Origin of the sequence: Paraferrimonas haliotis (assembly GCF_002282895.1) — a bacterium.
In the GTDB taxonomy this organism is placed as follows: domain Bacteria; phylum Pseudomonadota; class Gammaproteobacteria; order Enterobacterales; family Shewanellaceae; genus Paraferrimonas; species Paraferrimonas haliotis.
Window position 1 is genome coordinate 564,458 of record NZ_NRRB01000001.1, and the last position, 24,886, is coordinate 589,343.

The window sequence follows — 24,886 nt, forward strand, 5'->3', positions numbered from 1 at the left end:
AGCACCGGACTTTTTTATGCGTACAAAAATTTCGTTACAGAATTTGAATCGTTATTCGCTGACAAAAGCTCTGTAGTTAACCGTAACACCTCAACGGAAAATACCGATTTGTCCAATAGCGGTAATTGCTGCTAAAAACGAGCAAAATGAAGAGAGTAACCCATCCCAACACTTTAAATGGGCTATCAAAAAACACAACGCATAATGCGCACAACCCTGCAGATGCCGCCAGACTGTATTTCAACTCTACCTCGATAAGGCTTTTGCAATAAATACAATGGGTGCCAAAGTTAAGCTGAGTAAACTCGACGCCTAGTTCATTGCATTCAGGGCAGCGGCGGTATTTCGAGTTGTTTTGCATGAGAGGTAATGCTCCTGCGTGAGTGGTGTCGATTTGGAGTCAGCGCGTTAGTTAGAAAATCTAGTAGACTTGTTGAATTTAGCAAGTAATGGCCAACAGCAAACCCCAAAAACCTCGCAATTGGAGCGTTTCGCATCGAAGCCTCAATTTTGTGTGCTATCGTCTCGCCAACATGTGCAAATTAACTGAAATGCGCTGTTGTGCCCTTGTCGCCCTTTCATATACGCGCTAACGTCGCTCAATTATTGACAGCAGAATCATTAACTGCAGTATTCTTAACAGAAGAGCGAATAAAATGACCGTAACAAGCGAATCAAAACCTTCCCCAGCTTGGAAAACTACCATGGGTAGTGAGCAATTCGAATTCATGAAAAAAGTGCTGGCCGCACCTTCTCCTATTGGCTTTGAAGCGGCGATGACCTATGGCGTGATTAAGCCAGAGTTTGAATCATTCATGCCAGAAGGCTGGGCGGTTCACCAGTTTAAAGGCAATGCCGGGCTTGTGTTTGACTCCCATCCGGGTCGTGACGATTTAGTCAGCGTTATGATTGTTGGTCATGCCGACAAAATTCGTATGCAAGTGCGCAAAATCGACAGCGACGGCAAGGTGTGGATCAACACCGACTCGTTTTTACCCACCACGCTAATAGGTCACGAAGTGCAGCTGTTTTGCCAAGATCCAAACAACACCGGCAAGTACAAGGTGATTCAAAACTGCACAGTGGAAGCCTTAGGTGCCATTCATTTCTCTACGCCGGGTCAGCGCAGTGGCGATCAGGGTATTAAGCCTGAGTCCATTTATCTTGAGCTGCATACTCACGGCGACGATCGCAAAGCTCAGGTGGAAGCCTTGGGCATTCGTGTAGGTGACCCTATTTTACTGGATCGCCCCATTAAGCGCGGTGTGTCGCCAGATACTTTTTATGGCGCTTACTTGGATAACGGTCTGGGCTGTTTTTCGGTAACCGAGATTGCCCGCATGCTGGCCAACGAGGGCCTTGATAACGTGCGGGTGTTATACACGGTAGCCACTCACGAAGAGATTGGTCGCTTTGGCTCTACTCAGTTGGTGGGCGAGCTTAAGCCCGATGTGCTGATTGCTACCGACGTGAATCACGACTACGAAGCAGCGCCTGGCATTGGCGCTCGTAAAATGAATCCGTTGAAAATGGGTGATGGCTTTACCATTGGTCGTGGCTCAGTAACCTCGGAGTATCTTGTGAGCGTGTTTGAAGCGGTTTGTCGTGAGCACGAAATTCCGTATCAACTGGACTTTTCCGGTCGCGACATGGGTACCGACGGCATGGCGGCAGCACTTGCGGGCGTGGACAGTGCGGCTATAAGCATTGGTTATCCGATTCGCAACATGCACACCGGCTCGGAGTCGGCTCATACCGGTGATTTGCTTGGCTCGATTCACGCCATAACCGAGTTGCTGCGCCATTTTAACCAGCTGAACGACGGTAAAGGCGTGAGTCGCGACGATTTGAAAAACAGCCATGTAAGGCTTGATCAGCTGTAAGTCAGTTTGCATCTGTTTTGGTGAGTCTTTGGATAAATAGGAAATTAACGATGCATTCGCTTAATTTCCTGTTGCCAGAGCTATAAATTTGTTCAATTGAAAGGCGAGTTTATTATGTTGAAACAATTGTCGATTTTGGCAGTAGCGTTAAGCTGCCTAGTATTATCAGCCTGCAGCAGTCCTCACTATCGTGGTCACGCTTTAGCAGCGGAAACCTCTAATCAAATGATCACTATCATTAAATCGCCGGACACCCGAGCAGGTTTTCTAACCGCCATGACGGATTGGTTAACAGACAATGGCTATCGGTATGAAGTCGTTGATGCTGGCAGTAAATTTAAGCCTGATAATATTTCGCTAGAATACGTTGGTCGATGGCGCTGGGATTTAGCCTTGTTTCTAAATGATGCAAGAATTGAAGCTTTTACTGACGGACAGCGCGCTGCTTATGTCGAATATAAAGCGCCCAACAATTTTAATGGAAACAAGTTCAGTGACGCTGAAACGCGCATCGATTACATGATGGATGTACTATTTGGAAAGCTGAGCTCTCAAGAAGCCACTAAAGTGATTAATTTACCCCAAGACCAAACAGACGTGTAAACAAGGCGCTACATACCAAGGGAAGCCAACAGGCTTCCCTTTTTGTTATCAGACATCTGCAGATGTTTCACTGGCCTTATAAAATGTTATGTTATAACATTGCGCGATTATTAGTAGAACAGACATTGAGTCACGCTGTGAAAAAACACTTTTTATACTCGTTTATCGTTATTTCAAGCGGCGCTATGGCGCAAGCCCAAGCGGCGGAAGATGAAGTAAATAACGACATCGAACGCATTGAAGTTAAGCGTCAATGGCAGCCTTACCGAGGCAACGTGCCCTTGATTGAAACCCCGCAAGCACTGGATCGCATTAACGCAGATACGTTGCAAAGCGAAGGCATTACTCGCTTTATGGAGGCGTTAGATTTCTCCCCAAGTATTGTGCGTCAAAATAACTCCGGTGGACTGTTTGACAGTTTTGCCATACGCGGTTTTTCTGGTGACGAGAACAACCCAACCGGCTATTTGGTTAATGGATTTAACTCCCGCGGTTACAATGGCAATCGTAATACCGCTAACATTGAAACCATCGAAGTAATGAAAGGGCCAGGCTCGGCTTTATACGGGCAAGGGGAGCCCGGCGGTACCATTAACATCATCACCAAAAAGCCTGAGTTTGACGAAAAAGGTTATGTTCAAGGCACGTTCGGTAATTTTAATAAGAAGCAAATTGAATTCGACCATACCAAAGGACTGACTGATGATGTCGCGTATCGAATTAACGGTTTTTATGAAGATTCTGAGACTTATCGTGATCATGTTGATGTCGAAAGTTTTCACTTAAGTCCATCGCTGTTGTGGAACATTTCAGCAACCACCAGCATGAGCTATGAAATGGAAATACTCGATCAACGAAAGCCTTTAGAGCGCGGAGTATACGTACTTAACAACGATTTTGACTCGGTAGATACCTCAGCATTTTATGGCGATATACGAGACGGAGCGCATCAAGTGAAGGCATTAGGGCATCAATTGATGTTAAATCATCAGTTGAGTCAGCAATGGCATGTGTTGACTGGGCTCGCCTATCGCGACTCTTCCTTTAAGGGGCAATCCTCCGATACCGAGCTGTCTGATGGTCGCCAATTAATTTATACCAACCCGAATTTGCTGTCTCGACAACGCCGTGAGCGTGACTATCAGGCAAGTGACTTTTCCGCCAGACTGGAACTCAGTGGTGCAACCGAGTTAGCAGGGGTTAATAACAATCTGCTCATTGGTTTGGACTATTATAATTTCCAACTGGATACCGACTATCGTGTTTGGAGAACGGCTTGGGGATCTGGCGATCCTACCTACGCCATTGACCCCAACAATCCAGACTACACGCTCGCACGACCGGCTACGTCACCCACAACGCTAACGTCAGAAAAGCAAAACGGCTTAGGGCTCTATGCGCAAGATCTGATAGAGCTTACCGATAAAGCCAAGCTCATGCTGGGTGTTCGTATCGATAAATTTGAGCAAAGCATTCTTAACAAGGTGGACAATGAGCGCCAACAGCAAGACCAAACTGAAGTGTCATCTCGTTTTGGTTTTGTTTACGAGTTAGCCCCTAATTTCAATACTTACGCCAGTTATGCTGAAGGTTTTCGACCAAACCCAGGGCTCGACTCCGATAGAAATCCGTTTGAGCCTGAAAAAACCAAGTCGTTTGAGCTTGGCCTTAAATGGCAAGACATCGCCGAACGCTTCTCTGGCAGTTTGGCGTTATTTGATGCCAGTAAAACCAACATGCTCACCGCGGAGCCTGATACGGGCTTGTCAGCAACCCTTGGAGAAGTGGAAAGTCAGGGAGTTGAATTTCAGCTAACAACCTTGTTGACCAATGACACCAGTTTGGAATTTGCCTACGCTTACACCGATGCAAAAACGGCTAAAGACTTGATTGATAACGATTGGGGAGTGCCAATCCCAAAAGGTTCGCGCCTTATCAACATTGCAAAGCATGTGGGCCATGTATCCCTAAGGCACTACACCGACATTATGGGTAAGGATGCTTACTTTGGTACAACGGTAAACTATGTGGGTGATCGGCTTGGCGAAACAACGGATCCGGACTACATTTTACCAGCTTATACTCTGGTCAATTTATCGGCTTCTATGGATGTTACTCAGCGCTTTAGCGTTATGCTAGACGTGAACAATCTGTTTAACGAAAAGTACTTCGTTAGCTCTTACCATAAGCTTTGGACCATGCCAGGAGAGCCAATCAACTTCAGTGCAAGCGTTAAATACCAGTTCTAACCGACTGTGGGTGCTAGCGTTAATCGTTTTGGTTAGCGCTTGCGCACTCATTGCATAAACACTGCAGCTCAATTTGAGAGTTCAATAATTGAAAGTCGGCTTGTTCAATGCTTTGTTGTAACGCTTGAACAACGCTGTCTTGAATGCCTTTTTCTGCCACCTTCCCGCAACTCTTGCAAATCAAAAACTGTGGCACTTGGTGGGCATGGTCGCAACTGATGTGAGAGCAGGCGAGGTACTTGTTTTCAGAAGACAGCTTGTGCACCAATGACAAGCTTGCAAGGGTATCAAGCATGCGGTAAACCGACATGGGGGCTAGAGACTCTTGGTAAGTTTGCTGATAAGCATTCGCGATTTCGTAGGCCGATAGCGGTGTTGTAGAATCGAGCAAAACACACAACACGTTTTTTCTTTTCAAGGTTAGCTTCACGCCATGTTGCTCACACAGTTGTTCGGCTTTTCGTAAAATGGTGCTGCGCTTAGAGTTTGGCCTAGAGGCTGACATAGTGCTATTCGGTCATTTTTAGATTGGCCCACTATTATTTCTTGTCATACCTTCTTTGTAAATATTTACCCAAGTTGTTAAGCCCATATTCAGGCGAATATCTCATTGCTAATGTAAGATAGCCGTTAAATTTTACGACCATGACTGTAATGAATATCCGTTGTTATCTCACTTTTACCCTAATATCGCTGTCTAGCTTCAGCGTCGTTGCCAACACCGACGAAACCAATGAGCCGGACTCCAATGCTCGAGCCAACATCTACGACGATGAGGCGAAAGACAGCCAAGATCCCACCCGCATAAACACCAAGTTAGGTGTCGCAATTGATCATAACTTTCAGTCCAGCAAAAGCGGTTATTCGGTATCTGGCTCCATAGGGTTAAGTGAAGCGCAGAAGGTCAATATGCGTTTTCACCCTGATACGGGGGAGTGGAAATTGGGCGGCTCTTGGCTGTTTGACTTTGGTATCGTCAACTTCAATTTCGGAAAAAGTGAATATGACGATGGCGCCAATTACAACAATTACAGTGTTGGTACCTTTGTACCCTTGTCTGTGTTTGGGTTTGAGCCCGGCGGTTGGCAAATATTTCCTATGGCTGGGTTTAACTATACCGACGGTGAACGCCCGTTAGGTGAGTGGGAGCCTGACTTTGACCCCGATAATCCCTATGTACTGCACCCGACTAACTCTACTGGCGGTTATATTGGCGCGTTTTCTTTGAAGCCTGTACATGAAAAAGTGACCGTTATGGCGTTTGCTGGCGCCTCGAAAGGGTCGAATGATTATTCGGGCTATTGGTTGGGAGCCGGCAGTGCTTTTAAGCTCACCAAGCGAGATTCGTTGTCGCTACTGGCGATTTATTCAGACAATGACTACGGTACGGATAAAAAGCTGGTGTTGTCTTACAGCCATGATTTTTCGTTGATCAACTGATTGGATATAATCGCCAAACTTGATGCTTGCGCAAAGTTTCTGAATTGCGATTGGGAAAACAAGCGAAAACATACGACAATAACCGGCTAATCACTGCTAATACTAATAGAACACTAATAGAACACGTTATGACAAAACCAGTAAAAATACTCATCGCAATCGCCGTATTATTAGCGCTAAGCTATGTCGCCATGACGGCCTTGAAAGCCAGCCTTGCCCATAAAGCAGAAAACTGCGATGCACTAACGGCCAAATCAGAGCTTATTTATGACTTACGCGCTCAGGGTCTGTCCCAAGAAGATGCGCTTCATAAGGTCTTCGAGTCTTCGTTTGATGGCTCCGATCAAACCTTTTTGCAATACACCACGAGCTATATTTATCGAGTAGCTGGGCAGCGAGCGGGCGGCGTTGTCATCGACAAAGATTACATCTTAAAAGAAGTGCATAAAAGCTGCATGGAGCGCCATTAATAAAGCTGGCAATGCTGAGCTATACTTAATGGTTGAGCAAAAATGCTCAAACAGGCCAGGAGGTTGATCATGAGTCGTTATTACATCGATTGTCGGGATTACCCAGGTGACGTTAAGTGTTCAGTGGCGTTAAGCGCAGATTCAAAGGAAGAATTGCTTGCTGCGGTTGTTGAGCATGGCACTAAAGTCCATGGATACGAAGATACGCAAGAATTTAGAGACACCATAATGTCGGAATTTAAGCAAGGAACTCCGCCGTTGTAATCATTCTCTGACTTGAAACGCTCGAATCCAGATTCGAGCGTTTTTTTGTGTTCAGTGCGCGCCGGTGAAAGGGCTACTCAGACCAAGCTTGGGCGGCCTTGATCGCTCGCTGCCAACCTTGGTAGCGAGTGTGTCGTTTGTCGTTATTGCCGTCTGGGGTAAAGCAGTCATCGGCGCTTGATGATGGCTTTAAATTGCTTAGCTCATTCCAAAATCCGCTTGCTAGCCCACTCAGAAATGCAGCGCCGATGGCGGTGACTTCGGTCATTTGTGGTCTTAAAACCTGAGTGTTGAGCACGTCTGCTTGAAATTGCATGAGAAAGTTGTTGCTTGCAGCGCCGCCATCAACTTTGAGTTCCTGCAAAGTTATATTGGCATCGGCCTGCATGGCGTTAATCACATCACAGGTTTGATAGGCTATGCTTTCTAAAGTTGCTCGGACAATGTGCTCGGCACTGGTGCCTCGGCTTAAACCTACAATGGTACCTCGAGCGTATGGGTTCCAGTAGGGCGCGCCCAAACCGGTGAAGGCCGGCACCACATAAACACCATTAGAAGAGTCCACTTTATTGGCAAAGTACTCTGAGTCTTTCGCTTCCGACAGCAACCTAAGCTCATCTCTCAGCCATTGAATGGAGGCGCCCGCCATAAACACCGCACCTTCGAGCGCGTAGCAAGGCTTACCTTGGGCGTTAATGGCCAGCGTGGTAAGCAAGCCGTGACTCGAGTTAACCCGTTCTTGGCCGGTATTCATTAGCAAAAAGCAGCCGGTGCCGTAGGTGTTCTTGGTTTGCCCAGCGGATACGCACTGATGACCAAACAAGGCCGCTTGCTGATCGCCAGCAACGCCGCTAATGGCTAACTGCATTGGGGTGTCGGTATCGAGAATAGCTCGCCCGAAATAACTGGCGGAATCCTGTACTTGGGGCAGCATAGATTTTGGAATATTAAGGCGCTTAAGGATTTTATCATCCCACTCAAGGGTATTAATGTTAAACATCATGGTGCGGGAGGCATTGGTGAAATCCGTAGCGTGAACCTTACCTTGGGTGAGATGCCAAATCAGCCAAGTATCGACAGTTCCAAACAATAGCTTACCTTGTTCAGCTAGCGCGCGAGCGCCGTCAACGTTATCTAATATCCAAGCCACCTTAGTCGCCGAAAAATACGGGTCCAGTATCAGCCCCGTGGATTGTTGAATTGGGTCATGCCAGCCTTCTTGCTTGAGTTGTTCGCACAAATCACTGGTGCGGCGACACTGCCAAACAATGGCATTATAAATGGGCTTGCCCGTGTCTTTGTGCCAAACAATGGTGGTTTCTCGTTGATTGGTAATGCCAAGGCTGGCGATGTTGTCAGTGGTGAGTCCGTGGCGGGTTATGAGCCTGTGCAAGGTGCTAAGCTGACTGTTTAAGATTTCCATCGGATCGTGCTCAACCCAGCCGGATTGTGGGTAATATTGACTAAACTCCTTTTGAGTGACGTCTACAATTTGAGCGTTACTGTCAAACAACACCGAACGAGAGCTGGTGGTGCCTTGATCTAAGGCTATGATGTATTGAGCTGATGTCATGGCACTTTTCAACTGATTAGCTGTGGTTTTGAGGTTATTTTGCCATAAAAAATGCCACCTAAACGGATTTAGATGGCATTCTTTCAAAGAACAGCGTTAACTAAGCTGCGTCGCCAAGCAGTTCTTCAAGTGACTCGGTTTCATCGCCAACTTGAATAAACTCAACGTCCTTGACGATGGTATAGTCATCACTACCCACCACACTGACTTTGTATTCACCTTTGTAAGCCGGGCCGTGCACTTCGACGACAATTTCAGTACCCGCATCAAACACTAAGGTGTCGTCACCACCGCCGCCGTTGTAATAATCTTGGCCGCCACTGGCGTAAACGGTATCGTCACCATGCATAAGATTGATGGTGTCGTTGAAGTCGGTTCCGGTAACCATATCATTGCCGGCACCGGTCCATTTGTCGTTGTAGGTCATACCATGGCCAAGGCCACTGAAGTCGATGACGTCATCGCCTCGGGTACCGTTTAGAATTTCAACGTTGGCCACCACATCCGTTGAGGTAACCGTGTCGCCGTCCATGGTGTTAACCTCAAAGGTGTTGCCATCGACCACAGATACGTTCAAAGAGTCAGCATTTAAATAGGTATCGTTGTATGTCAGCTCATCAACGCCATCGCCACCGTCAATGATGTCACTTTCGGCATTGACTGCTAAATGAGCGGGCGCTTTTTGGTCCGCGTAGATCATGTCATCGCCGGCACCGGCTATCATGATGTCGTTACCTGCACCACCGTCGAGTGTGTCGTTTCCGGGGTTGTAGGTAAAGTTAGCGCCATTGTCGCCAATGAGTACATCATTTCCGGTTCCACCGGTGAGGGTGTCATCGCCATGCATACCAACGAGCATGGTGTCCACACCATCTTCAGCAGTCATTACATCGCCGGCATTGTGGCCGCGTTTAAGTAAGTAGGTTCCCTCGTCAAAGGTGACGTATTCAATATCAAACAGCTCATCGACGCCATCTTTACCGATTTGATCGGTGACGCGAATGCCTTGATAGGTTTGGAACGCATAATTGAAGACTGAGCCGCTAAATACCGCGGTATCTTCACCTTCACCACCTTTTAGAGTGTCGTTACCGGCGCCACCAATTAAAATGTCATTACCGGCACCACCGTCAAGGTAATCATCGCCACCTTTGTAGTGGAAATTAACGCCATTGTCGCCAAACAACACATCGTTACCGGTACCGCCATAAATGTCGTCGCTGCCATGCAGACCGACTAACAAGGTATCAACGCCATCATCGGCCACCAGCTTGTCGTAGGCGTTATGGCCTTTTTTGAGCACAAAGGTACCATCATTGAACGTTACCTTTTCGACATCGTGTAACTCGCTTATGCCGTCTCGACCGTCTACGGTATCGATCACGCGTAAGCCTTTATAGCTTTGGAAGTTATATTCGAGCACTGAGCCAGTGAACATGGCGGTATCCATGCCGTCGCCACCGTGAAAGTGGTCATGACCATCGCTGCTAATAAACACATCGTCGTCTTCACTGCCGTTGATGACGTCATCATCACTCGTGCCGTGTAAGTAGCCCTTAGTGAGCATTTCAACGATGGCCGCTTTCTTAGTGGCCTCATCGTCGCCACTATTTAAAATTCGAGCGATATGTTCATCCGTCGCTAAGCCTGTTAGGTTAATGGTGGTGCCTTTGTTACCGTTGCCTACGTCGGCGAAAAAGGTTAACACTAAGTCGTCGCCATCAACGCTTATATCCAGCTTATTTTCAACGGCGGCCACCACAAAAGCGTCGGCTTTTTCAAGACCTGATGCATCGTCATCTAATCCTAATGACTCACCCAAAAAACGGTCATCAAGGCGGTCTACTTTGCTATCCAGTTTGTCGTCGACACGGGCTTCCTGGTTGTCGTTTTTGGTTAGGTCGTTGGCCAGTAAAAAGTGCTTGCGATCCAATAAAAATTGCAACGCATCACCGCCAACCTCGAAGTCAGTGATGGTATTAATGCCGCCATGCGTGATGCGCATTGCAAAGGTGTCATCACCTTCACCACCGGTAAGCGTGTCATTGCCAACCCCACCAAATAAGAGGTCATCACCACTGCCGCCATCGATAACGTCGTCGCCACGATTGCCTTCTAGCACATCATTGCCAGAGCCGCCGTCAATAACGTCATCCCCTTGCTTTCCCTTTACGTGTGTATCGGCATCGGTAGTGGCAACAAGATCAGCGTCACTGGTCCCCACGATAGTTTCTTCAGCCATTTTCAAGTTCCTCGCTTTTTTTGTGATAAATCAATAGAGTGTCGCTGTATTACACTTCTTTCATACCTCGTTCGAGACTATGAGTAATAGGCGAGAGTAAATAGTCAAATACGGTTCTAGGCTCCAGTACAATTTGCGTTTGTACTGGCATACCTGGAATAAGCTGGACTCCGGCGCGTTTGAGTTCATTGCTGTTTAGAACCACTTCACCTTGGTAATAACCTTGGCCCGTATTAGGATCGACTATGCTGTCGGCGGATAGGTTGATCAGCTCACCGCTAATTGCTGGCACTTTCCTAAAGCTATAAGAAAGTAAGCGCACCTTGGCAGTTAAGCCGATGTGCACAGATTCGATGTCTTTAGGGTTAATGTTTACTTGCGCGATAATGCGCGATTGGTTGGGGACGATTTCCATAATGACGCTACCAGGGGAAATCACTCCGCCTTTAGTGTGAACATTTAGATTAATCACCGAGCCGGTCACCGGTGCTTTGATCTCAATTCTATCGGTGAGTACGGTTAAGGCTTCAATTTGCTTAGTTACACCATCCAGCTCTTGGATTGCTTGGTGTTTTTGTTCCTGTGCTTTTTGCCTATACAAGGTTTTTTCTGCGTTAATATTAGCAGTTAACTCACTGATTTTATTGGTCGCTCTTAGTATGTTGGCTTTATGCTCCGCTAATCGGCCAGACAAACTGGATTCATGCCGTTGCAGTTCGAGATGATCGACTTTTGAGGCGTATCCTTTTTGAAGTAAGAACTCGGTCGCTTTAATTTGCTCTCTTAGCAAAGCCAGTGAATTATCGTCACTCACAACCCAAGACTGGTAGCTGTCCATGTCGTTGCTAACTTGGTTTATTTGTTGCTCATAAGAGGTTAAGGTTTGCTTGTGAGCATTGCGGATCTGCTCAAGCAGCTCTTGCTCGCCTTTGAGTGTGTTTTGCTGTGCTAAGGTCAAATTATCAGGCAGTTGGTTCCATTGAATCGAGCGCTCAGAGAGCTGTGCGTGAATCCGAGAAAGTTTAGCTTGCAAGGCAAACTCTACGGTTTTCAGCTGCAGTAACTGGCTATTTAATACCGGATCAGACAAGGTTAATAGCACTTCACCTTTTTCTACCTGAGTACCATTCTCCACCAATATGTTGTTTACCACTCCGCCGTTTTGGTGCTGTACCGCCTGGGTATCTATTTCTGTAACCAGCTTACCAGGAGCGACGGAGGCTGATGCTAACGGCGCTAAAGCAGCCCAAGTCAGGCTACCGACGAAGCCAAAAATAAAGATGAATAGGCCAAGAAGCAGCCACGGAAGAGGATTTAAACTAAATGGCTTGGCAGTTGTTGCTTGTTCCTTCATGAAGCGCTTCCTCCAACTGACGGTTTGGTCAAACGGTCCGTATTTAGGTATTGAGCGGTCGAACGTTTGATAACGCTTCGATCAGCTTGTATGGCCAATACGCTATCAGTTTTACTGAGTATGGAACCCTTGTGGGAGACAATAATCATGGTGGTTTTATTAACCCGATTTCGTTCAAGCAATTGGTAGAGCTTTATTAAGCCTTTATGATCCAAGCCATTATCAGGTTCATCTAAAACCAACAATTTAGGTGCCTTGTATAGGGTGCGAGCTAACGCAATTTTTTGTTGTTGCCCTTTTGAGAGCGTATGGCCAACATCGCCAACCACGGTTTGATAACCTTGTGGCAAACTGAGAATCATGTTGTGAGCGTCAGCGCACTTCGCCGCTTCAACAACGTGCTTAGCATCATCAAAGCCATCGAAACGACAAATATTCTGAGTGACGGTTCCTGCGAGAAGACAGGCATCTTGAGGTAAATAGCCAATTTGTTGACCGAGTGGCTTGTTAGCCCATTGATTAATGCAGGCATTATCGAGAGTGATTTCACCTTCACTGATAGAGGTTAAACCTATGAGGGCTTTCGCTAACTCCGTTTTGCCGCTGCCGGTTTCACCAATAATGCCGACAATTTCGCCAGGCTTTATGTGAAAGCTGGACTTGTTAATAAGTGGTGGCATGGATGGGGTCGGGTTAAGTACCACATCAAGTGCTTGGATTTCGCCGCTCAATGGCGGCAGTGGCAACGGAGATTCAGAGACTTGAATTGCGCGATTGGTGACGCGCTGGTGGGCTTGGCGGCCCTGTTTCCAATGGCTCCAATGATTAATCGCTTGGTCGATGGGGGCTAGCACTCGAGCCATTAGCATCGACGCGGCAATCAGCACTCCCGCGCTAATTTGATTATTAAGTACGAGAATAATACACACCACGAGTAAGCCGGTTTGCAAAACAAAACGAGTGAACTTTGAAAGGGATGCGAGGCTGCGGATACGGCTTTGAAAGTAACCAGTGGTTGACGCGATGCCGCTTCGCTCTTGTTGCCACTTGTTGGCGAGCACCGAAGTAAATCCAGAAGTTTGCACGATATCGGCGCTGTTAATCCAGTCTTGAGTTAAGTTATTAAAGGTTTGGTTCGCCGGCTTAGTCGACTGCTCCAGTTGCTTGGTTTTTCGTCGGGTGAGCTCAGCCAGAGCCATTAGTAGCAACGCGGAAATGGACGCGTAGAGCCCCAGCATTGGGTGCAATAAATACAGAACGAATAAAAACAGTGGTGAAAAGGGGGCGTCGAATAGGCCAAAAATACTCGGTGAAGCGAGCACATCTCGGACTTGAGATACGTCGTTAATGGCTTGTGCGCTGCTTTTTCGCTTGCTGATGGTATCGTTTATGGCATTGCTGAAGGCGCTTGCGTTGTGTTTTGCTTCATAGGCTAACGCTTTTCTCAGCATCAACTGCGAGCGTATCCAGTCGAGACTTGCTTGCATAACCAGTAAAAACAACGCGATGCAAGTCAGCCATATTAAGGTGTCGATGCTTTCCGACATTAATACGCGATCAAACAACTGCAAGGTAAATATAGGTATCACCAGATGCAGCGCATTGATAGCAATCGAAAATATTAAAATCAGTTCGATTTCTTTGCGTTGAGCAATCGAAATCAACCAGTTGACAAGCGTCCTTGTTACAGATGCGCCGGTATCATTGTTATTCAAAAATTTTTTCCCAAATATTCAAATAACATCCAGTGGGAGCCACTGTATTTGAATCGCTAATACATAGTTATTTTTTATAGTAGAGGGAGAATGGGCAGGGCGGGGCTCATAACATGGCTACATTCTTGAGTCGTGCGCTTAACCTAAACTCGCTCTTACGGTTAATCACTCAGCAATGCAGCCTACAAGTATACTTGTACTGTCACTTTGCGCCCCCACTTCACAGTGAGTATGCCTTAAGTGGTACTTCTTTTTGAAATGGCTAAATTAGTAGATGCTTATTAATGTGTCAAATTTATGTAAAAAATAAAGGAGCGATAGTGCTCCTTTATTTGAAATGGCAAAAATAATTACTTGTAAAGACTAACTATTTAGCAAAGTTGATAATAGGGAAACACGGGAAGAAACCATTGTCAGCACAGTTAATAATGCCGATTTGGAACTTGTCGATTTTCTTTGTTTTGTTAAAAATACCCACTTGCACATCTGAGGTTTCAGAGATGCTTACCGCACCTACATCAACCATGGTGTGGCCTTTTGAGTAGTTCACCCAACTTACGTTGGCACCATGAACGTCATTGGCAATGTTAACCGCGCCAATATTCGCACCTTTAGTTAAGCCGGTATGCCAGTTAAACAGGCCAAATGAGGCACCGACGAACTCTTGGTTAACTTTATTCGCGCCAAAAAAGCCAATGTTTACCCCTTTGGTGCGATTGGTTTCTGACATACCGATTACGGCGATATCTAAGCCATTAACTTCGTTAACTTTACCGTGTAAGGCGGCCAATCGAACGCCTCCTACTCGGTCAGCGTCGGGGGCGTTAAAGCCATTCACTGAAGAAAACATAACAGGTGTTGAATCCGCCAACGCTACGGGGGAGGCTATTGCTGCAGCAAGAGCTAGCATAGGTAGTGCTTTTTTCATTAATATCATCCTTTATTTAACTTTATTGAGAGTAAAACAAAACCGCTGGATACGCAGCCAACAGCGCTGGCTGGGTTTCAATGTTGCGCTAATCGCTACTTTATGCTGAAAAGCGCGTTATGTCACACTTTATTAGGGAGCTGTTGACGTTTTGGCGCGGTTTTTTTGTAAATTTAGGAATAACATTAGTTCAATCGATACAGTTTTAACCAGTTCTTTGGTTCTGTCTTAGTTTTTTGTAGAGGTATGTTCGCAATATGAATGACAATGATCCGTATATGAACGATTTCATGAAGGTTTTTGAAACCTTAATACGCTGGGGGCCGGGTAGTGCAGATGAAACGCTTAAAGCGCTTAACATGCTACCTGTTGAGCCGAGCAAAATCATCGAAATCGGCAGTGGCAAAGGGTTAGCCACACTCGAGTTAGCCGCTCAAACCAATGCCGAAATAACGGCGGTCGACAATGAGCCTTCGGCCATAGAAAAGCTGGCGGAACTTGCTAATGAACATGGTTATGCGCACCAAATAAAACCCGTATGCGCCAGTATGACGGAGTTGCCGTTCGATGATGACAGCGCCGATCTCATTTGGTCAGAAGGTTCAGCGTATATCATGGGGGTTGCAAACGCTTTAACACAATGGCGCCGACTATTAACCTCCAATGGTTTGATGGTGTTCAGCGATTTGGTGTGGCTAACCGATGAGCCCAGCGATGACGTGGTCGCCTTCTGGAAAAATGAATACGCAGATATGACGTCAATAACAACGCGTCTGCAACAGATTGAACAGGCAGGCTATGAGCTTGTTGATCACTTCACCTTAAGTGAACAAGCTTGGAAAAATTATTATCTACCGCTTGATGAGCGAGTTAATGCGCTGCGACCGAGCATGCCGAATTCGCAAGCGTTGGCTGACATAGCCACTGAAGTTGAGCTTTATAAAAGCCAATTGCACCAGTTTGGCTACCAAATGTTTATCATCAAGAAGCGCTAGTTTTTAAGAGCGGATTTTACTCGGTTTGGGCCATGCCGCGTCACCCTTGCTGAGTAAAAACTCACACATTTCATTGGGATTGTGCCATACCATGTGGTAATGGTATGGCATAGCATTGCTATTAACTTATCGATTTTACTGTCTTTTTAGTAGTTGGAGGGCGCGGTGTCTCATTTTACCATTATCGGACTTGGACGATTTGGATTAGCGGCTGCTCAAGAGTTGATTCACTTAGGGCATACAGTTACTGGGGTGGATAATGATCCAAAAGTAGCTGATAAGTATGTTAATCACTTAACGCAAGTGGTGGTGTGCGATGCGACCGATGAAAACGCACTTATGGAGTTGGGTTTGACCGGTTCGGATACGGTGTTGGTGGCCATTGGCGAAGACATGCAAGCCAGCCTTCTTTGTACCTTAGCGCTTAAAACCTTAGGTCTAAAAGATATTTGGGTAAAAGCCAATACCAGAGCTCATCATACCATCGTTTCTAAGCTCGGAGTGGCCCGAATCATTCACCCAGAGGAAGACATGGGAGCGCGGGTGGCTCAAGCGCTTAACTACCCGATGGTTACCGATTTTATTGGGCTTGGAGATGGCTTCTACGTTGTCCAAATTATTGTGAAAACCCGTTTAGAAGGGCGCACCTTGGCCGAGGTGTGTGACGACAATCAACAAATTATTGAGCCGCTGCTGGTTAAACGAGATGGTGAAATTCTAAGAAACTTAGAGTTGGATTTTGTTCTTCAAACCAACGATCGGTTGTTGCTGAGCGGTAAGCGCAGCGCGTTAACTCGAATAGCGCCGCGGTTAAGCTAATCCATGACTTTGTGGCATCCTCATCAAGCTCGCTTAGAACGTAAAGTTGGTACCGGCTTTAAGATTAATGCTGCGCCGCCTGCTATTTTGGCGTTCAGTTTTTTGTTCTTGATTGTCACGGGCACACTTCTGCTTAAGTTACCCTTTGCCACAGAGATTGATATTGGTTGGGAGCAGGCGCTGTTCACAGCCACGTCTGCGGTGACGGTGACGGGCTTATCGGTGGTGGATACCGGCACCAGTTTCACCATTTTTGGTAAATCGGTAATTGCGATTTTAATCCAGTGCGGTGGGTTTGGCTTAATGACCTTTGCAGTCGTGACCTTGTTGTCGCTTGGGCGAAAGATTGGCCTGCTGCAACGGGTGGTGGCGAAAGAAGCGTTCAACCACACCGATACTTCTACGCTGCTCAGTGTGGCTAAGTCAGTAATGATTTACTCGTTGGTGATTGAGTTTATTGGTTTTTTAATACTGTCACTGTATTGGATAAAACCATTGGGATGGGAAACCGGGCTGTTCCATGCTTTCTTTTATACCATCAGTGCTTTTAATAATGCAGGTTTCTCATTATCGCCTAACAATCTAATGGGTTATGTTTCCGATCCGGTTGTGTCGTTGACTATATCAGGCTTGTTTATTCTTGGTGGGCTCGGCTTTACGGTTTGGATCGATGTTACTAAGAACCGTTCATGGAGTGGCCTAACGCCCTACAGTAAAGCAATGATACTGGGTACGATGATCATTAACGTGGTTGCGTTGTTGGCAATTTATCTCATAGAGCACAATAACCCTCATACGCTTGGCCCCCTATCAGAAGGCAGTAAATGGCTGGCTTCCTGGTTTCAAGCCGTGACGCCTCGAACCGCCGGATTTAATACCCTCTCAATCGAGCACCTTGAAGATGCGACTACCGCCATCATGATGTTGTTGATGTTTATTGGTGGCGGCTCGGTGAGTACCGCCAGTGGTATTAAAGTGGTTACCTTCATAGTGTTAATTTTGGCGACCTACAGTTATTTGCGACGAGATAAAGCCATTACCTTATTTAATCGCGAAATTGCACGTGAAACGGTTTCAAAAGCCTTGGCGTTGACCATGATCTCAGTGGGCGCAACTTGGATGGCGATGTTCGCCTTACTGCTTAGCGAGGACGCGCCATTTATCGATGTTGTATTTGAAGCGGTATCAGCGTTCGGAACCGTGGGCTTGTCTCGTGGATTAACCTCTGAACTGTCCAGCATAGGTGAATTCATCATCATTGCACTGATGTTTATTGGCCGCCTTGGACCGCTCACATTAGCGTACTTCTTAGCATCGCCACGAAGCAAAAAACTGCGCCACCCAGAAACCCGCCTAACCATAGGTTAGTGGCAACGGCTGCAACCGCATTGGGGACGTACCCCAACCGCATTGGGGACGTACCCCGGTTATCCACAGGGGTACGTCCCCTCGCTCCTATTCACGCTAATTACACACATACGGGTTGGGTCTTCACACATCAAACTTTACGAGTCTAAGAGAAACTAAATTCATCGGGTGACGAGTTGGTCACCCACCCAATCTCCCTTGCTAATGTGAATTAGATTTTTTAGGCCTCACTTGTTGAGGCCATTTTTTTTGCGTCCAATTTATCCACAGGGGTACGTCCCCTCAGCTTTTAGCCAATATGCTGGGGTACGTCCCCCCCCCAATTAACAGCTAAGTTCTAAAATGCTAAAGCTCGGGATCGATTAATTTGCCTTTACATGCAAATGATAATCATTATTATTTGAGTAAGGCAAACATTGAGGATACGCTTATGGCTAAATCACTTACTTTCACTATGATGCATTTCACGATTGCTTTTGGTGTTGTTTATTTAATGACCGGCGACATTATGGTTGGGGGAGCCGTGGCCCTGATCGAACCTGCGATAAACAGTGTGGGGTATTTCTTTCATGAAAAGATTTGGGAGAGGTTCCATCAAAAACACGCACACGCCGTGCAACCGAGTTAATTGGGTTGTAGCTAAGCTGTAAATGTTCTGTAGATAGATTGTTGACAGAGAAGGTCGTTACACCGAGTATTGAGAGACAAGCTTCGGTGGTTTATCTCTCAAGATAAAGGCTGAATTCAAGTTCAGAAGCGGTTAAATGGAGTAGCTATGAATATTGAAATATCTCGCAAGGCTAAAGCGGCAGCAATGTTTGTCTTAATGAGCTTAGCCGTTGGCTGTAATAGTGACGATGTAAAAGAAGAGCTAGGGATACCCACGGCGAATGCTGGTGATGACGCTCAGTATTATATTAAAGACACCATCATGCTGGACGGCTCAGCAAGTAACAGTAGCGATGGGGAGCAGACTTTAATTTACGATTGGAGAGTGTTAACGCAACCGGATGGCAGCGATGTTCAAATTCAAGATGCTGACATGCAAATGGCAAGTTTCAAAGCCGATAAGCCTGGTGTTTATGTGGTAGAGCTACTAGTCAAGGAAGACGGTCTGGATAGCTTACCAGACGTTGTGGAAATACGAGTGACGGGTATTTTTGCCTCCGCTGGCACTAATCAAAGTGTCAAAGTGGGTGAAGCCATTGTGCTTGACGGCAGCCACTCTACAGACGCTAGCCGCAGTGCTAGTTTAAGCTATCAGTGGGTTGTAGATAATAAGCCGGACAACAGTCAATCTGCCATTCAAAACGCCGACCAAATGACTGCGAGCTTTGTACCTGATGTCGCCGGCGCCTATTCATTCGAGCTCACGGTGAGCGACAGTGCTGGCGATTCCGCCCGAGCTGAAATCGTCGCTTCTGTGGCAATGGCTGATACTAACTCGGCACCTATCGCGCACGCGGGTAGCGACATTAATGTGTTAGTAGGACAAGTTGCGCAACTCGACGCCTCGGCGAGTAACGATCCTGACTCCATGGATAATTTAACCTACCAATGGTCTGAAATAAGTGCTCCAGATGGCTCCATCGCAACTATTAGCAGTGCCACGGGCATCGTTCCTACCTTTACCCCAGATGTTGCGGGTGTATATGTGTTTGAGCTGGTGGTTAATGATGGCACGGTCGATAGTACCGCTGATCAAGTGTCGATTCTCGCTAAGGACATGGATCACGCGCCAGTCGCTCAAATTAGTGCGCCGGCAAACGCTCCGCTTGGTGCAAACCCGATTCAACTGGACGGCTCTGCAAGCAGTGACCCTGATGGCGATGCGCTAAGCTACAGTTGGCATTTAAGGCCGCCGGCGGGCAGTGCTTTAAACTCGGTGTTACCAAACGACCCAGCAGTATCCTTTATACCGGATGTCGCCGGTCAGTATGTTGTGGAACTTATCGTTAATGATGGCCAGAAAGACAGTGCGCACAGCACTGCTACCATTAACATTGCCGCCAATCCACCGGCTATGGTGAATAATCCGCCATCAGCGGTTGTGCCGGTAAACTTTAGCATAGCGCAAGGCATGACAGTGGTACTCGATGGTACTCGAAGTTCTGATCCCGATGCGCAACCTATTACCTTTAGCTGGAGTTTTGTAAGTAAACCTTCCGGCAGTAGCGCTACCTTTGCAGATAATCCGCCAGCCAATCCAAAAGCGTCTTACGTTAACTTATCATCGGTGACCTTTGTGGGCGATGTTCCCGGGGATTATAAGGTTAAATTGACGGTCTCTGACGGAGAGCTATCGGACTCCACGCAAATGGTGGTGAGCGTCAACCCAGTAAACACCAATACCCAGCCGGTTGCGAATGCCGGAGATGATAAGCTAAACGTAGTGACCGGCAGCGCGGTTCATATTGCCAGCGCCAGTACCGATGCCGATGGCGATACTCTCACTTATCAATGGTCGCTAAAATCTAAGCCTAATAGCAGTACCGCCACAGTGACCAGTACCGCTAATGCGTTTGACTTTACCCCGGATGTGGAAGGGCAATATGTTATCGAGTTAGTGGTAAACGACGGCCAAGTGGATAGCGCTCCCGATACGGTAGTGATTGGTGCAAAAGCACCGGTTAATGCGCCTTCTAAACAGCAGCAGCTCATGGGGCTGGGGTTAGATGCTGCCGATGCCGCCTACCTTGCTCAAAATCATCCGCAAGAGGTGGATTTTGTTCTAAATAATAACGATAGATTGTTTAAGAACGTCCCTGAGCTAAAAGACAGCTGGTTTAAAGCGCCGACCGACCCAATTGCGGGACGCTTTAATAACCCGACTAATTGGAGCGAAGCGACTAAAACTCGCTTTAAGAAAATGTACGGTCGTATTGTGTTTGGTGCCAACACCCAAGAGTTCCAGCAATCGTTTGACCGCCACGCTAACTTGCTCGACCAAAAATTTGCGATTGACGCCAGTTCGCCGGCATTCCCGGGTGTTGCCTTCCCCGGCTCATTTGCCCAGTTTAAGAGTTATGTCAATCAGTACATAGAAACCGAAAAAGACTTTAGCTTTGTACTGTCCTCCGATAGAACCGGTTTCGCTTACGGTGTCATAGGCCTTAACCTGGCGGTGGAAGAGAACATGGTGAGTGCCAACAGTGAAATTAATGGATTTGCGCCACTGGTCTTCCACGAGTTGACCCACTCATTTGGTTATTTGCACTTGGGTAATGATGAGCAAACCACCTTCTTACCGAACAATATTCCGTACTTTGTGCAGATTATCCTTGGCCGAGAAGCGGGCAATATCCCTAAGTTCTGGTGTAACAAATACGGCATTGAAACCGCGTGTAGACCAGAAACAGCAGCGGATAAACAAAGGCCGCCGACAGAACAGTTTCTAAAGGAAACCGGCGTCACTCGAGTTACGGGTGATCCAAATTCGGTATTAACCCATTTGTTTGGCTCGCCAACCCCTTAGTTCAATCGGGTTAGCAAGTCATCAGTAATCAAAGTCGCCTTTCGAGGCGGCTTTTTTATTCGCCACAACAAAATTGCCTGCAAACCCTTAAATGATTGACTAGGCTTCTAAATATCTTTCCATTATGAATAACAGCGCGTCTTGCCGATTAATACCGCAAGCTTTTATTCATGATTAACAAGGGACAACTAATGAAACTAAAATATTTGTTACTGTGCGTTTGCTTGTATATGACGCTAATACCCGCAACCATGGCCAAAAGTTATTATCAGTTTGCAGCTCAGCAATGGTGGTTTACACCGGCCTCGGTTTTTCAAGATTGGATTTGGCAACCTCAGACCTTAGCTGCAGATTGGCAAGCCCGAGCAGGGTTGCAAGTGGTGGAAAAACGCGGTGCGTTTTACCTTATGGGGGGACGTACCCCGGTGGAATCGGCAATATTCGGTGACAGCATCATACACGGCGATGTTTGGAAAAGTACCGATAAAGGCGTGAGTTGGCGGCAGATTTTAGAAACCGACGACAGTCAGCACTGGCCTGCGAGAGCTTATTTCCAAGCATTACAGCGGGGCAGTCGCATGTACATTCTTGGTGGACAAAACTTTAAAGTGATCCCTAATAATTGCCCGCCTTTTGTGCCCGAGTGTCCGCCTTTCGTATCTCAATCAGATTTCTTTAACGACGTATGGTCGAGTCGCGACGGTGTTAACTGGAAGCAACTTACCGCAAACGCAGGCTGGACTGAGCGGGCCGGTTTGTCGGCGGCTGTGCATCGCGGCGCGTTATACGTGGCAGGTGGTTCGCGAAATGATGACTCGGCGGTAGTAGCGGGTCCTCAGCCTCGAGAGTATTTCAACGACGTGTGGAAGTCCTATAACGGTCGCGATTGGAAACAGGTAACCGATAACGCCCCTTGGGCTGCTCGCGCCGGTGGCGTTTTAGTGAGTAAGGGCGGCTATTTGTACATGATTGGCGGAGAAGATGGATTTACCTGTGAGCCGTTGCCGTTTTGCACACCGCCTTATTTTAACGACGTGTGGCGTTCTAAAAATGGCAAAGACTGGCAGCAAATGACAGCGTCAGCTGCATGGCCGGCGAGACCAGGGCATCAATGTGTTGCGGTATATGGCAACCTAATGTGTTTTGGCGGTTTCGGCTTATTGCAAAACCCAAGTGACGTTTGGGTCAGCCGAAATGGCGCTAACTGGCAACAAGTGAGCGACGCTCCTTGGAACGTCGATCCTAACCCTGCACCATCGCCAACCAATCCATTTGGGCTGAACGACGTTAAATACGACTTTGACGCACTTGTAGTGCGGGAAGGACGTTGGGGCTTAAAACAAGTCGTGTATAGCTTTGGCGGTGATAGAGAGCGTTTTAACTTACCGGCAGACATTAATGTACAGCGAGTGGATAATGACGTTTGGCGTTTTCAACCGCCACAGTAGTGGTTAGTAAACTATGATAGGGACGTACCCTTACGGCAAATACCGTTGGGGTACGTCCCTTGTGGATAACCGCGGGCTAATCTAAATCGCTGGCGTCATGACGCTCAGCCAGCTGTTCGCTTTCCTCGCCCCATACTTTATTTACTCGCAGGCCACGTTGAACGGCTTGACGAGCGCTGATTTCTTTGGCCCAGCGCTGCACATTGGTGTAGCTGGCAACATCCAAGAACTTAGCGGCTTCGTACAGGCGGCCTTCAACTAAGGCACCGAACCAAGCGTAATTGGCCATGTCGGCAATGGTATATTCACTACCACAGAGGAAGTCGAAATCAGCCAAATGTTTATCCAATACATCCAGCAAGCGCTTGGTTTCCATCGCGTAGCGATTAATTGGGTATTCGAATTTCTCGGGAGCATAAGCGTAAAAGTGGCCAAACCCGCCCCCAACAAATGGGCCGCTACCAATTTGCCAGAACAACCACGATAGGCACTCTGCTCGTAAGGCCGCATCTTTGGGAATAAATTTGCCAAATTTTTCCGCCAAATAAAGCATAATTGCTCCGGATTCAAACACTCGGTTAGCCGGTTTTTGAGAGTGATCAGCCAATGCGGGAATCTTAGAGTTTGGATTAACCTCAACAAACCCGGATGAGAACTGTTCACCCTCGGTAATGTTGATTATCCACGCGTCGTATTCGGCTTCCTTAACACCTGCAGCTAACAATTCTTCAAGCAAAATGGTGACCTTAACGCCATTGGGGGTTGCTAACGAATATAGCTGTAACGGGTGCTTGCCTATGGGGAGGTCTTTTTCGTGAGTCGCGCCAGAAATGGGGCGGTTGATGCTGGCAAATTTACCGCCGCTTGCAGAGTCCCACGTCCAAACTTTAGGTGGTACATAATTATCGGTCATGTATGAGTTCCTTACTAAGCTCTGTTTAATTGAAGTTAGTTTTACAGGCTAAGGATACGCACAACAAGCGGTTTCGGATTTTTAGTTTCGAAAAATAATCTCTAACAATTGCTGTCTGGTTTTTCAGTCTTTCTTTTCAACAGTCACTTTCTTTTTCAGATCCACCTTCGGGAGCGGCTTAGAGTATATGTTCCAGTTATACAATCCTACCAACAAGGCCCCACCAACGATGTTACCTAAGGTGACCGGAATCAGATTAGCGCTAATAAAGTTCGCCCAGGTGAGATCGGCAAATTGACTGGCATCCACCCCTATTTGCAGCCAAAATGCGTCGGGGGCACCTGAGTGAATCATAATTGCCAGCGGCACCATAAACATGTTGGCGACGCAGTGCTCAAATCCGCTACTCACAAATAGAGCGACCGGTAGAACCACCAATAAGGCTTTAGATAAGGCGTTGGTAGTGCTAAACGTCAACCAAACCGCTAAGCAAACCAAAAGGTTACACAGCACCCCAAGGCAGAATGCCTGTAGAAAGGAGTGGTGTATCTTGTGTTGGGCAAGTTGTAGGGCACTCAGTCCCCACTGGCCGTGGTCAAGTTGGTGCATTCCAGCACCCATGATAAGCACTGCTAAAAGCACCGCTCCAAGAAAGTTACCGGCATAAACAAGCCCCCAAAGCTTAAGCATCTTGTTCGTGGCCAGCTGTTTATTAGCCCAAGCGATAATGGACAAAACGGTACTGGTGAAGAGCTCAGCGCCACAAAGTACAGTGAGAATTAGCCCTGTACTGAAGGCAAGGCCTCCCACTAGACGGGTTATGCCCCAACTGCTATCGCTGCCCGTTACCACAGTGACATAAAAGACAAACGCCAGCCCAATAAACACGCCAGCCATCATAGCCAAGTAAACCGTATTAGCGATGCTTTTAGTGGTTTTATTCAACGCGAACAATTCAGCACGCTGCATCATGAGCTTTGGGGAATGAGGAGCGGATTGCTCTTCAGGACGGCTATGCATGGGGATCCTCTTACTATATAAACCCGCATTAAGGTACTTCTAATATACCTATGTAGGGACACAAGCATAACCAGCCATTAAACGGCTTGCAAAATTGAAACCGATATTTCACAACTCGATTGTCAAT

Annotated in this window: 20 protein-coding genes and 1 riboswitch; of the genes, 12 read left to right on the forward strand and 8 right to left on the reverse strand. The window is 47.0% G+C overall.

Going from position 1 to position 24,886, the window contains the following annotated elements:
• Positions 1–656: 656 nt before the first annotated feature.
• The 3 genes from CLC91_RS02665 to CLC91_RS02675 all read left to right on the forward strand — a co-directional run bounded on the left by CLC91_RS02665 (position 657) and on the right by CLC91_RS02675 (position 4,735).
• Positions 657–1,883: a M28 family peptidase gene (locus CLC91_RS02665; RefSeq protein ID WP_198950895.1), complete on the forward strand. Its 1,227-nt coding sequence runs from the start codon at positions 657–659 to the stop codon at positions 1,881–1,883.
• Positions 1,884–1,997: 114 nt separating this feature from the next.
• Positions 1,998–2,486, forward strand: coding sequence for an Sbal_3080 family lipoprotein (locus tag CLC91_RS02670; RefSeq protein WP_095499947.1), 489 nt, complete (start codon positions 1,998–2,000; stop codon positions 2,484–2,486).
• Positions 2,487–2,623: 137 nt separating this feature from the next.
• Positions 2,624–4,735, forward strand: a complete 2,112-nt coding sequence (locus tag CLC91_RS02675) for a TonB-dependent siderophore receptor (protein ID WP_095500025.1) — start codon at positions 2,624–2,626, stop codon at positions 4,733–4,735.
• Positions 4,736–4,754: 19 nt separating this feature from the next.
• Here the strand turns inward: CLC91_RS02675 and CLC91_RS02680 are convergent, their stop codons facing one another.
• The gene (locus tag CLC91_RS02680; RefSeq protein WP_095499948.1) at positions 4,755–5,240 is read right to left on the reverse strand and encodes a Fur family transcriptional regulator; all 486 of its coding nucleotides are present in this window, start codon (positions 5,238–5,240) and stop codon (positions 4,755–4,757) included.
• A 149-nt stretch (positions 5,241–5,389) separates the two neighbouring features.
• On the opposite strand from CLC91_RS02680, the gene CLC91_RS02685 reads away from it, so the two are divergent.
• From CLC91_RS02685 to CLC91_RS02695, 3 genes are all read left to right on the forward strand, one after another.
• A complete protein-coding gene (locus CLC91_RS02685; RefSeq protein ID WP_095499949.1) occupies positions 5,390–6,175 on the forward strand; it encodes a hypothetical protein in 786 nt (261 codons plus the stop codon).
• Positions 6,176–6,303: 128 nt separating this feature from the next.
• A complete protein-coding gene (locus tag CLC91_RS02690) occupies positions 6,304–6,645 on the forward strand; it encodes a hypothetical protein (RefSeq protein ID WP_095499950.1) in 342 nt (113 codons plus the stop codon).
• Between the two features lie 69 nt (positions 6,646–6,714).
• Entirely contained in the window at positions 6,715–6,909 is a 195-nt protein-coding gene (locus CLC91_RS02695) for a DUF1059 domain-containing protein (protein WP_095497407.1), read from the forward strand.
• 73 nt (positions 6,910–6,982) lie between these two features.
• Here the strand turns inward: CLC91_RS02695 and glpK are convergent, their stop codons facing one another.
• The 5 genes from glpK to CLC91_RS02720 form a co-directional block, all read right to left on the reverse strand.
• The gene (gene glpK / locus CLC91_RS02700) at positions 6,983–8,482 is read right to left on the reverse strand and encodes a glycerol kinase GlpK (RefSeq protein WP_095499951.1); all 1,500 of its coding nucleotides are present in this window, start codon (positions 8,480–8,482) and stop codon (positions 6,983–6,985) included.
• A gap of 100 nt (positions 8,483–8,582) precedes the next feature.
• On the reverse strand, positions 8,583–10,724 hold the full coding sequence (locus CLC91_RS15155; protein ID WP_095499952.1) for a calcium-binding protein: 2,142 nt from the start codon (positions 10,722–10,724) through the stop codon (positions 8,583–8,585).
• A 49-nt stretch (positions 10,725–10,773) separates the two neighbouring features.
• Positions 10,774–12,078, reverse strand: coding sequence for an HlyD family type I secretion periplasmic adaptor subunit (locus CLC91_RS02710; RefSeq protein WP_095499953.1), 1,305 nt, complete (start codon positions 12,076–12,078; stop codon positions 10,774–10,776).
• Positions 12,075–13,793, reverse strand: coding sequence for a type I secretion system permease/ATPase (locus CLC91_RS02715; protein WP_143812001.1), 1,719 nt, complete (start codon positions 13,791–13,793; stop codon positions 12,075–12,077). Before CLC91_RS02715 ends, CLC91_RS02710 begins: the two co-directional genes overlap by 4 nt.
• 168 nt (positions 13,794–13,961) lie before the next feature.
• A riboswitch (cyclic di-GMP riboswitch) is annotated at positions 13,962–14,039 on the reverse strand.
• Positions 14,040–14,160: 121 nt separating this feature from the next.
• A complete protein-coding gene (locus CLC91_RS02720; protein WP_095497412.1) occupies positions 14,161–14,721 on the reverse strand; it encodes a VC2662 family protein in 561 nt (186 codons plus the stop codon).
• 257 nt (positions 14,722–14,978) lie between these two features.
• Here CLC91_RS02720 and CLC91_RS02725 point away from each other — a divergent pair, with 257 nt between their 5' ends.
• From CLC91_RS02725 to CLC91_RS02750, 6 genes are all read left to right on the forward strand, one after another.
• Entirely contained in the window at positions 14,979–15,716 is a 738-nt protein-coding gene (locus tag CLC91_RS02725) for a class I SAM-dependent methyltransferase (RefSeq protein WP_095499955.1), read from the forward strand.
• A 165-nt stretch (positions 15,717–15,881) separates the two neighbouring features.
• Entirely contained in the window at positions 15,882–16,535 is a 654-nt protein-coding gene (locus CLC91_RS02730; RefSeq protein WP_095497414.1) for a potassium channel family protein, read from the forward strand.
• A 3-nt stretch (positions 16,536–16,538) separates the two neighbouring features.
• Complete coding sequence (locus tag CLC91_RS02735) at positions 16,539–17,903, forward strand: TrkH family potassium uptake protein (protein ID WP_095497415.1); 1,365 nt, start codon at positions 16,539–16,541, stop codon at positions 17,901–17,903.
• 430 nt (positions 17,904–18,333) lie between these two features.
• On the forward strand, positions 18,334–18,531 hold the full coding sequence (locus CLC91_RS02740; RefSeq protein ID WP_198950896.1) for a DUF2061 domain-containing protein: 198 nt from the start codon (positions 18,334–18,336) through the stop codon (positions 18,529–18,531).
• Between the two features lie 147 nt (positions 18,532–18,678).
• On the forward strand, positions 18,679–21,378 hold the full coding sequence (locus tag CLC91_RS02745; RefSeq protein ID WP_095499956.1) for a PKD domain-containing protein: 2,700 nt from the start codon (positions 18,679–18,681) through the stop codon (positions 21,376–21,378).
• Positions 21,379–21,569: 191 nt separating this feature from the next.
• Positions 21,570–22,826 carry a Kelch repeat-containing protein gene (locus tag CLC91_RS02750; protein WP_095497418.1) on the forward strand — a complete coding sequence of 419 codons (1,257 nt, stop codon included), beginning with the start codon at positions 21,570–21,572 and terminating at the stop codon, positions 22,824–22,826.
• A gap of 76 nt (positions 22,827–22,902) precedes the next feature.
• On the opposite strand, the gene yghU is transcribed toward CLC91_RS02750, so the two are convergent.
• Both yghU and focA read right to left on the reverse strand, forming a co-directional pair.
• Positions 22,903–23,739, reverse strand: coding sequence for a glutathione-dependent disulfide-bond oxidoreductase (yghU, locus tag CLC91_RS02755; protein ID WP_095497419.1), 837 nt, complete (start codon positions 23,737–23,739; stop codon positions 22,903–22,905).
• 123 nt (positions 23,740–23,862) lie between these two features.
• A complete protein-coding gene (gene focA, locus CLC91_RS02760; RefSeq protein WP_095497420.1) occupies positions 23,863–24,759 on the reverse strand; it encodes a formate transporter FocA in 897 nt (298 codons plus the stop codon).
• Positions 24,760–24,886: the final 127 nt, after the last annotated feature.

What these genes read in the sequence shown, in the direction of transcription:
- CLC91_RS02720 (WP_095497412.1), bottom strand. Translation starts at nt 14,721, where the DNA reads ATGAAAAAAGCACTACCTATGCTAGCTCTTGCTGCAGCAATAGCCTCC.
- CLC91_RS02670 (WP_095499947.1), top strand. Translation starts at nt 1,998, where the DNA reads ATGTTGAAACAATTGTCGATTTTGGCAGTAGCGTTAAGCTGCCTAGTA.
- yghU (WP_095497419.1), bottom strand. Translation starts at nt 23,739, where the DNA reads ATGACCGATAATTATGTACCACCTAAAGTTTGGACGTGGGACTCTGCA.
- CLC91_RS02745 (WP_095499956.1), top strand. Translation starts at nt 18,679, where the DNA reads ATGAATATTGAAATATCTCGCAAGGCTAAAGCGGCAGCAATGTTTGTC.
- CLC91_RS02695 (WP_095497407.1), top strand. Translation starts at nt 6,715, where the DNA reads ATGAGTCGTTATTACATCGATTGTCGGGATTACCCAGGTGACGTTAAG.
- CLC91_RS02680 (WP_095499948.1), bottom strand. Translation starts at nt 5,240, where the DNA reads ATGTCAGCCTCTAGGCCAAACTCTAAGCGCAGCACCATTTTACGAAAA.
- CLC91_RS02710 (WP_095499953.1), bottom strand. Translation starts at nt 12,078, where the DNA reads ATGAAGGAACAAGCAACAACTGCCAAGCCATTTAGTTTAAATCCTCTT.
- CLC91_RS02685 (WP_095499949.1), top strand. Translation starts at nt 5,390, where the DNA reads ATGAATATCCGTTGTTATCTCACTTTTACCCTAATATCGCTGTCTAGC.
- CLC91_RS02725 (WP_095499955.1), top strand. Translation starts at nt 14,979, where the DNA reads ATGAATGACAATGATCCGTATATGAACGATTTCATGAAGGTTTTTGAA.
- CLC91_RS15155 (WP_095499952.1), bottom strand. Translation starts at nt 10,724, where the DNA reads ATGGCTGAAGAAACTATCGTGGGGACCAGTGACGCTGATCTTGTTGCC.
- CLC91_RS02750 (WP_095497418.1), top strand. Translation starts at nt 21,570, where the DNA reads ATGAAACTAAAATATTTGTTACTGTGCGTTTGCTTGTATATGACGCTA.
- focA (WP_095497420.1), bottom strand. Translation starts at nt 24,759, where the DNA reads ATGCATAGCCGTCCTGAAGAGCAATCCGCTCCTCATTCCCCAAAGCTC.
- CLC91_RS02665 (WP_198950895.1), top strand. Translation starts at nt 657, where the DNA reads ATGACCGTAACAAGCGAATCAAAACCTTCCCCAGCTTGGAAAACTACC.
- CLC91_RS02735 (WP_095497415.1), top strand. Translation starts at nt 16,539, where the DNA reads ATGACTTTGTGGCATCCTCATCAAGCTCGCTTAGAACGTAAAGTTGGT.
- CLC91_RS02740 (WP_198950896.1), top strand. Translation starts at nt 18,334, where the DNA reads ATGGCTAAATCACTTACTTTCACTATGATGCATTTCACGATTGCTTTT.
- CLC91_RS02690 (WP_095499950.1), top strand. Translation starts at nt 6,304, where the DNA reads ATGACAAAACCAGTAAAAATACTCATCGCAATCGCCGTATTATTAGCG.
- glpK (WP_095499951.1), bottom strand. Translation starts at nt 8,482, where the DNA reads ATGACATCAGCTCAATACATCATAGCCTTAGATCAAGGCACCACCAGC.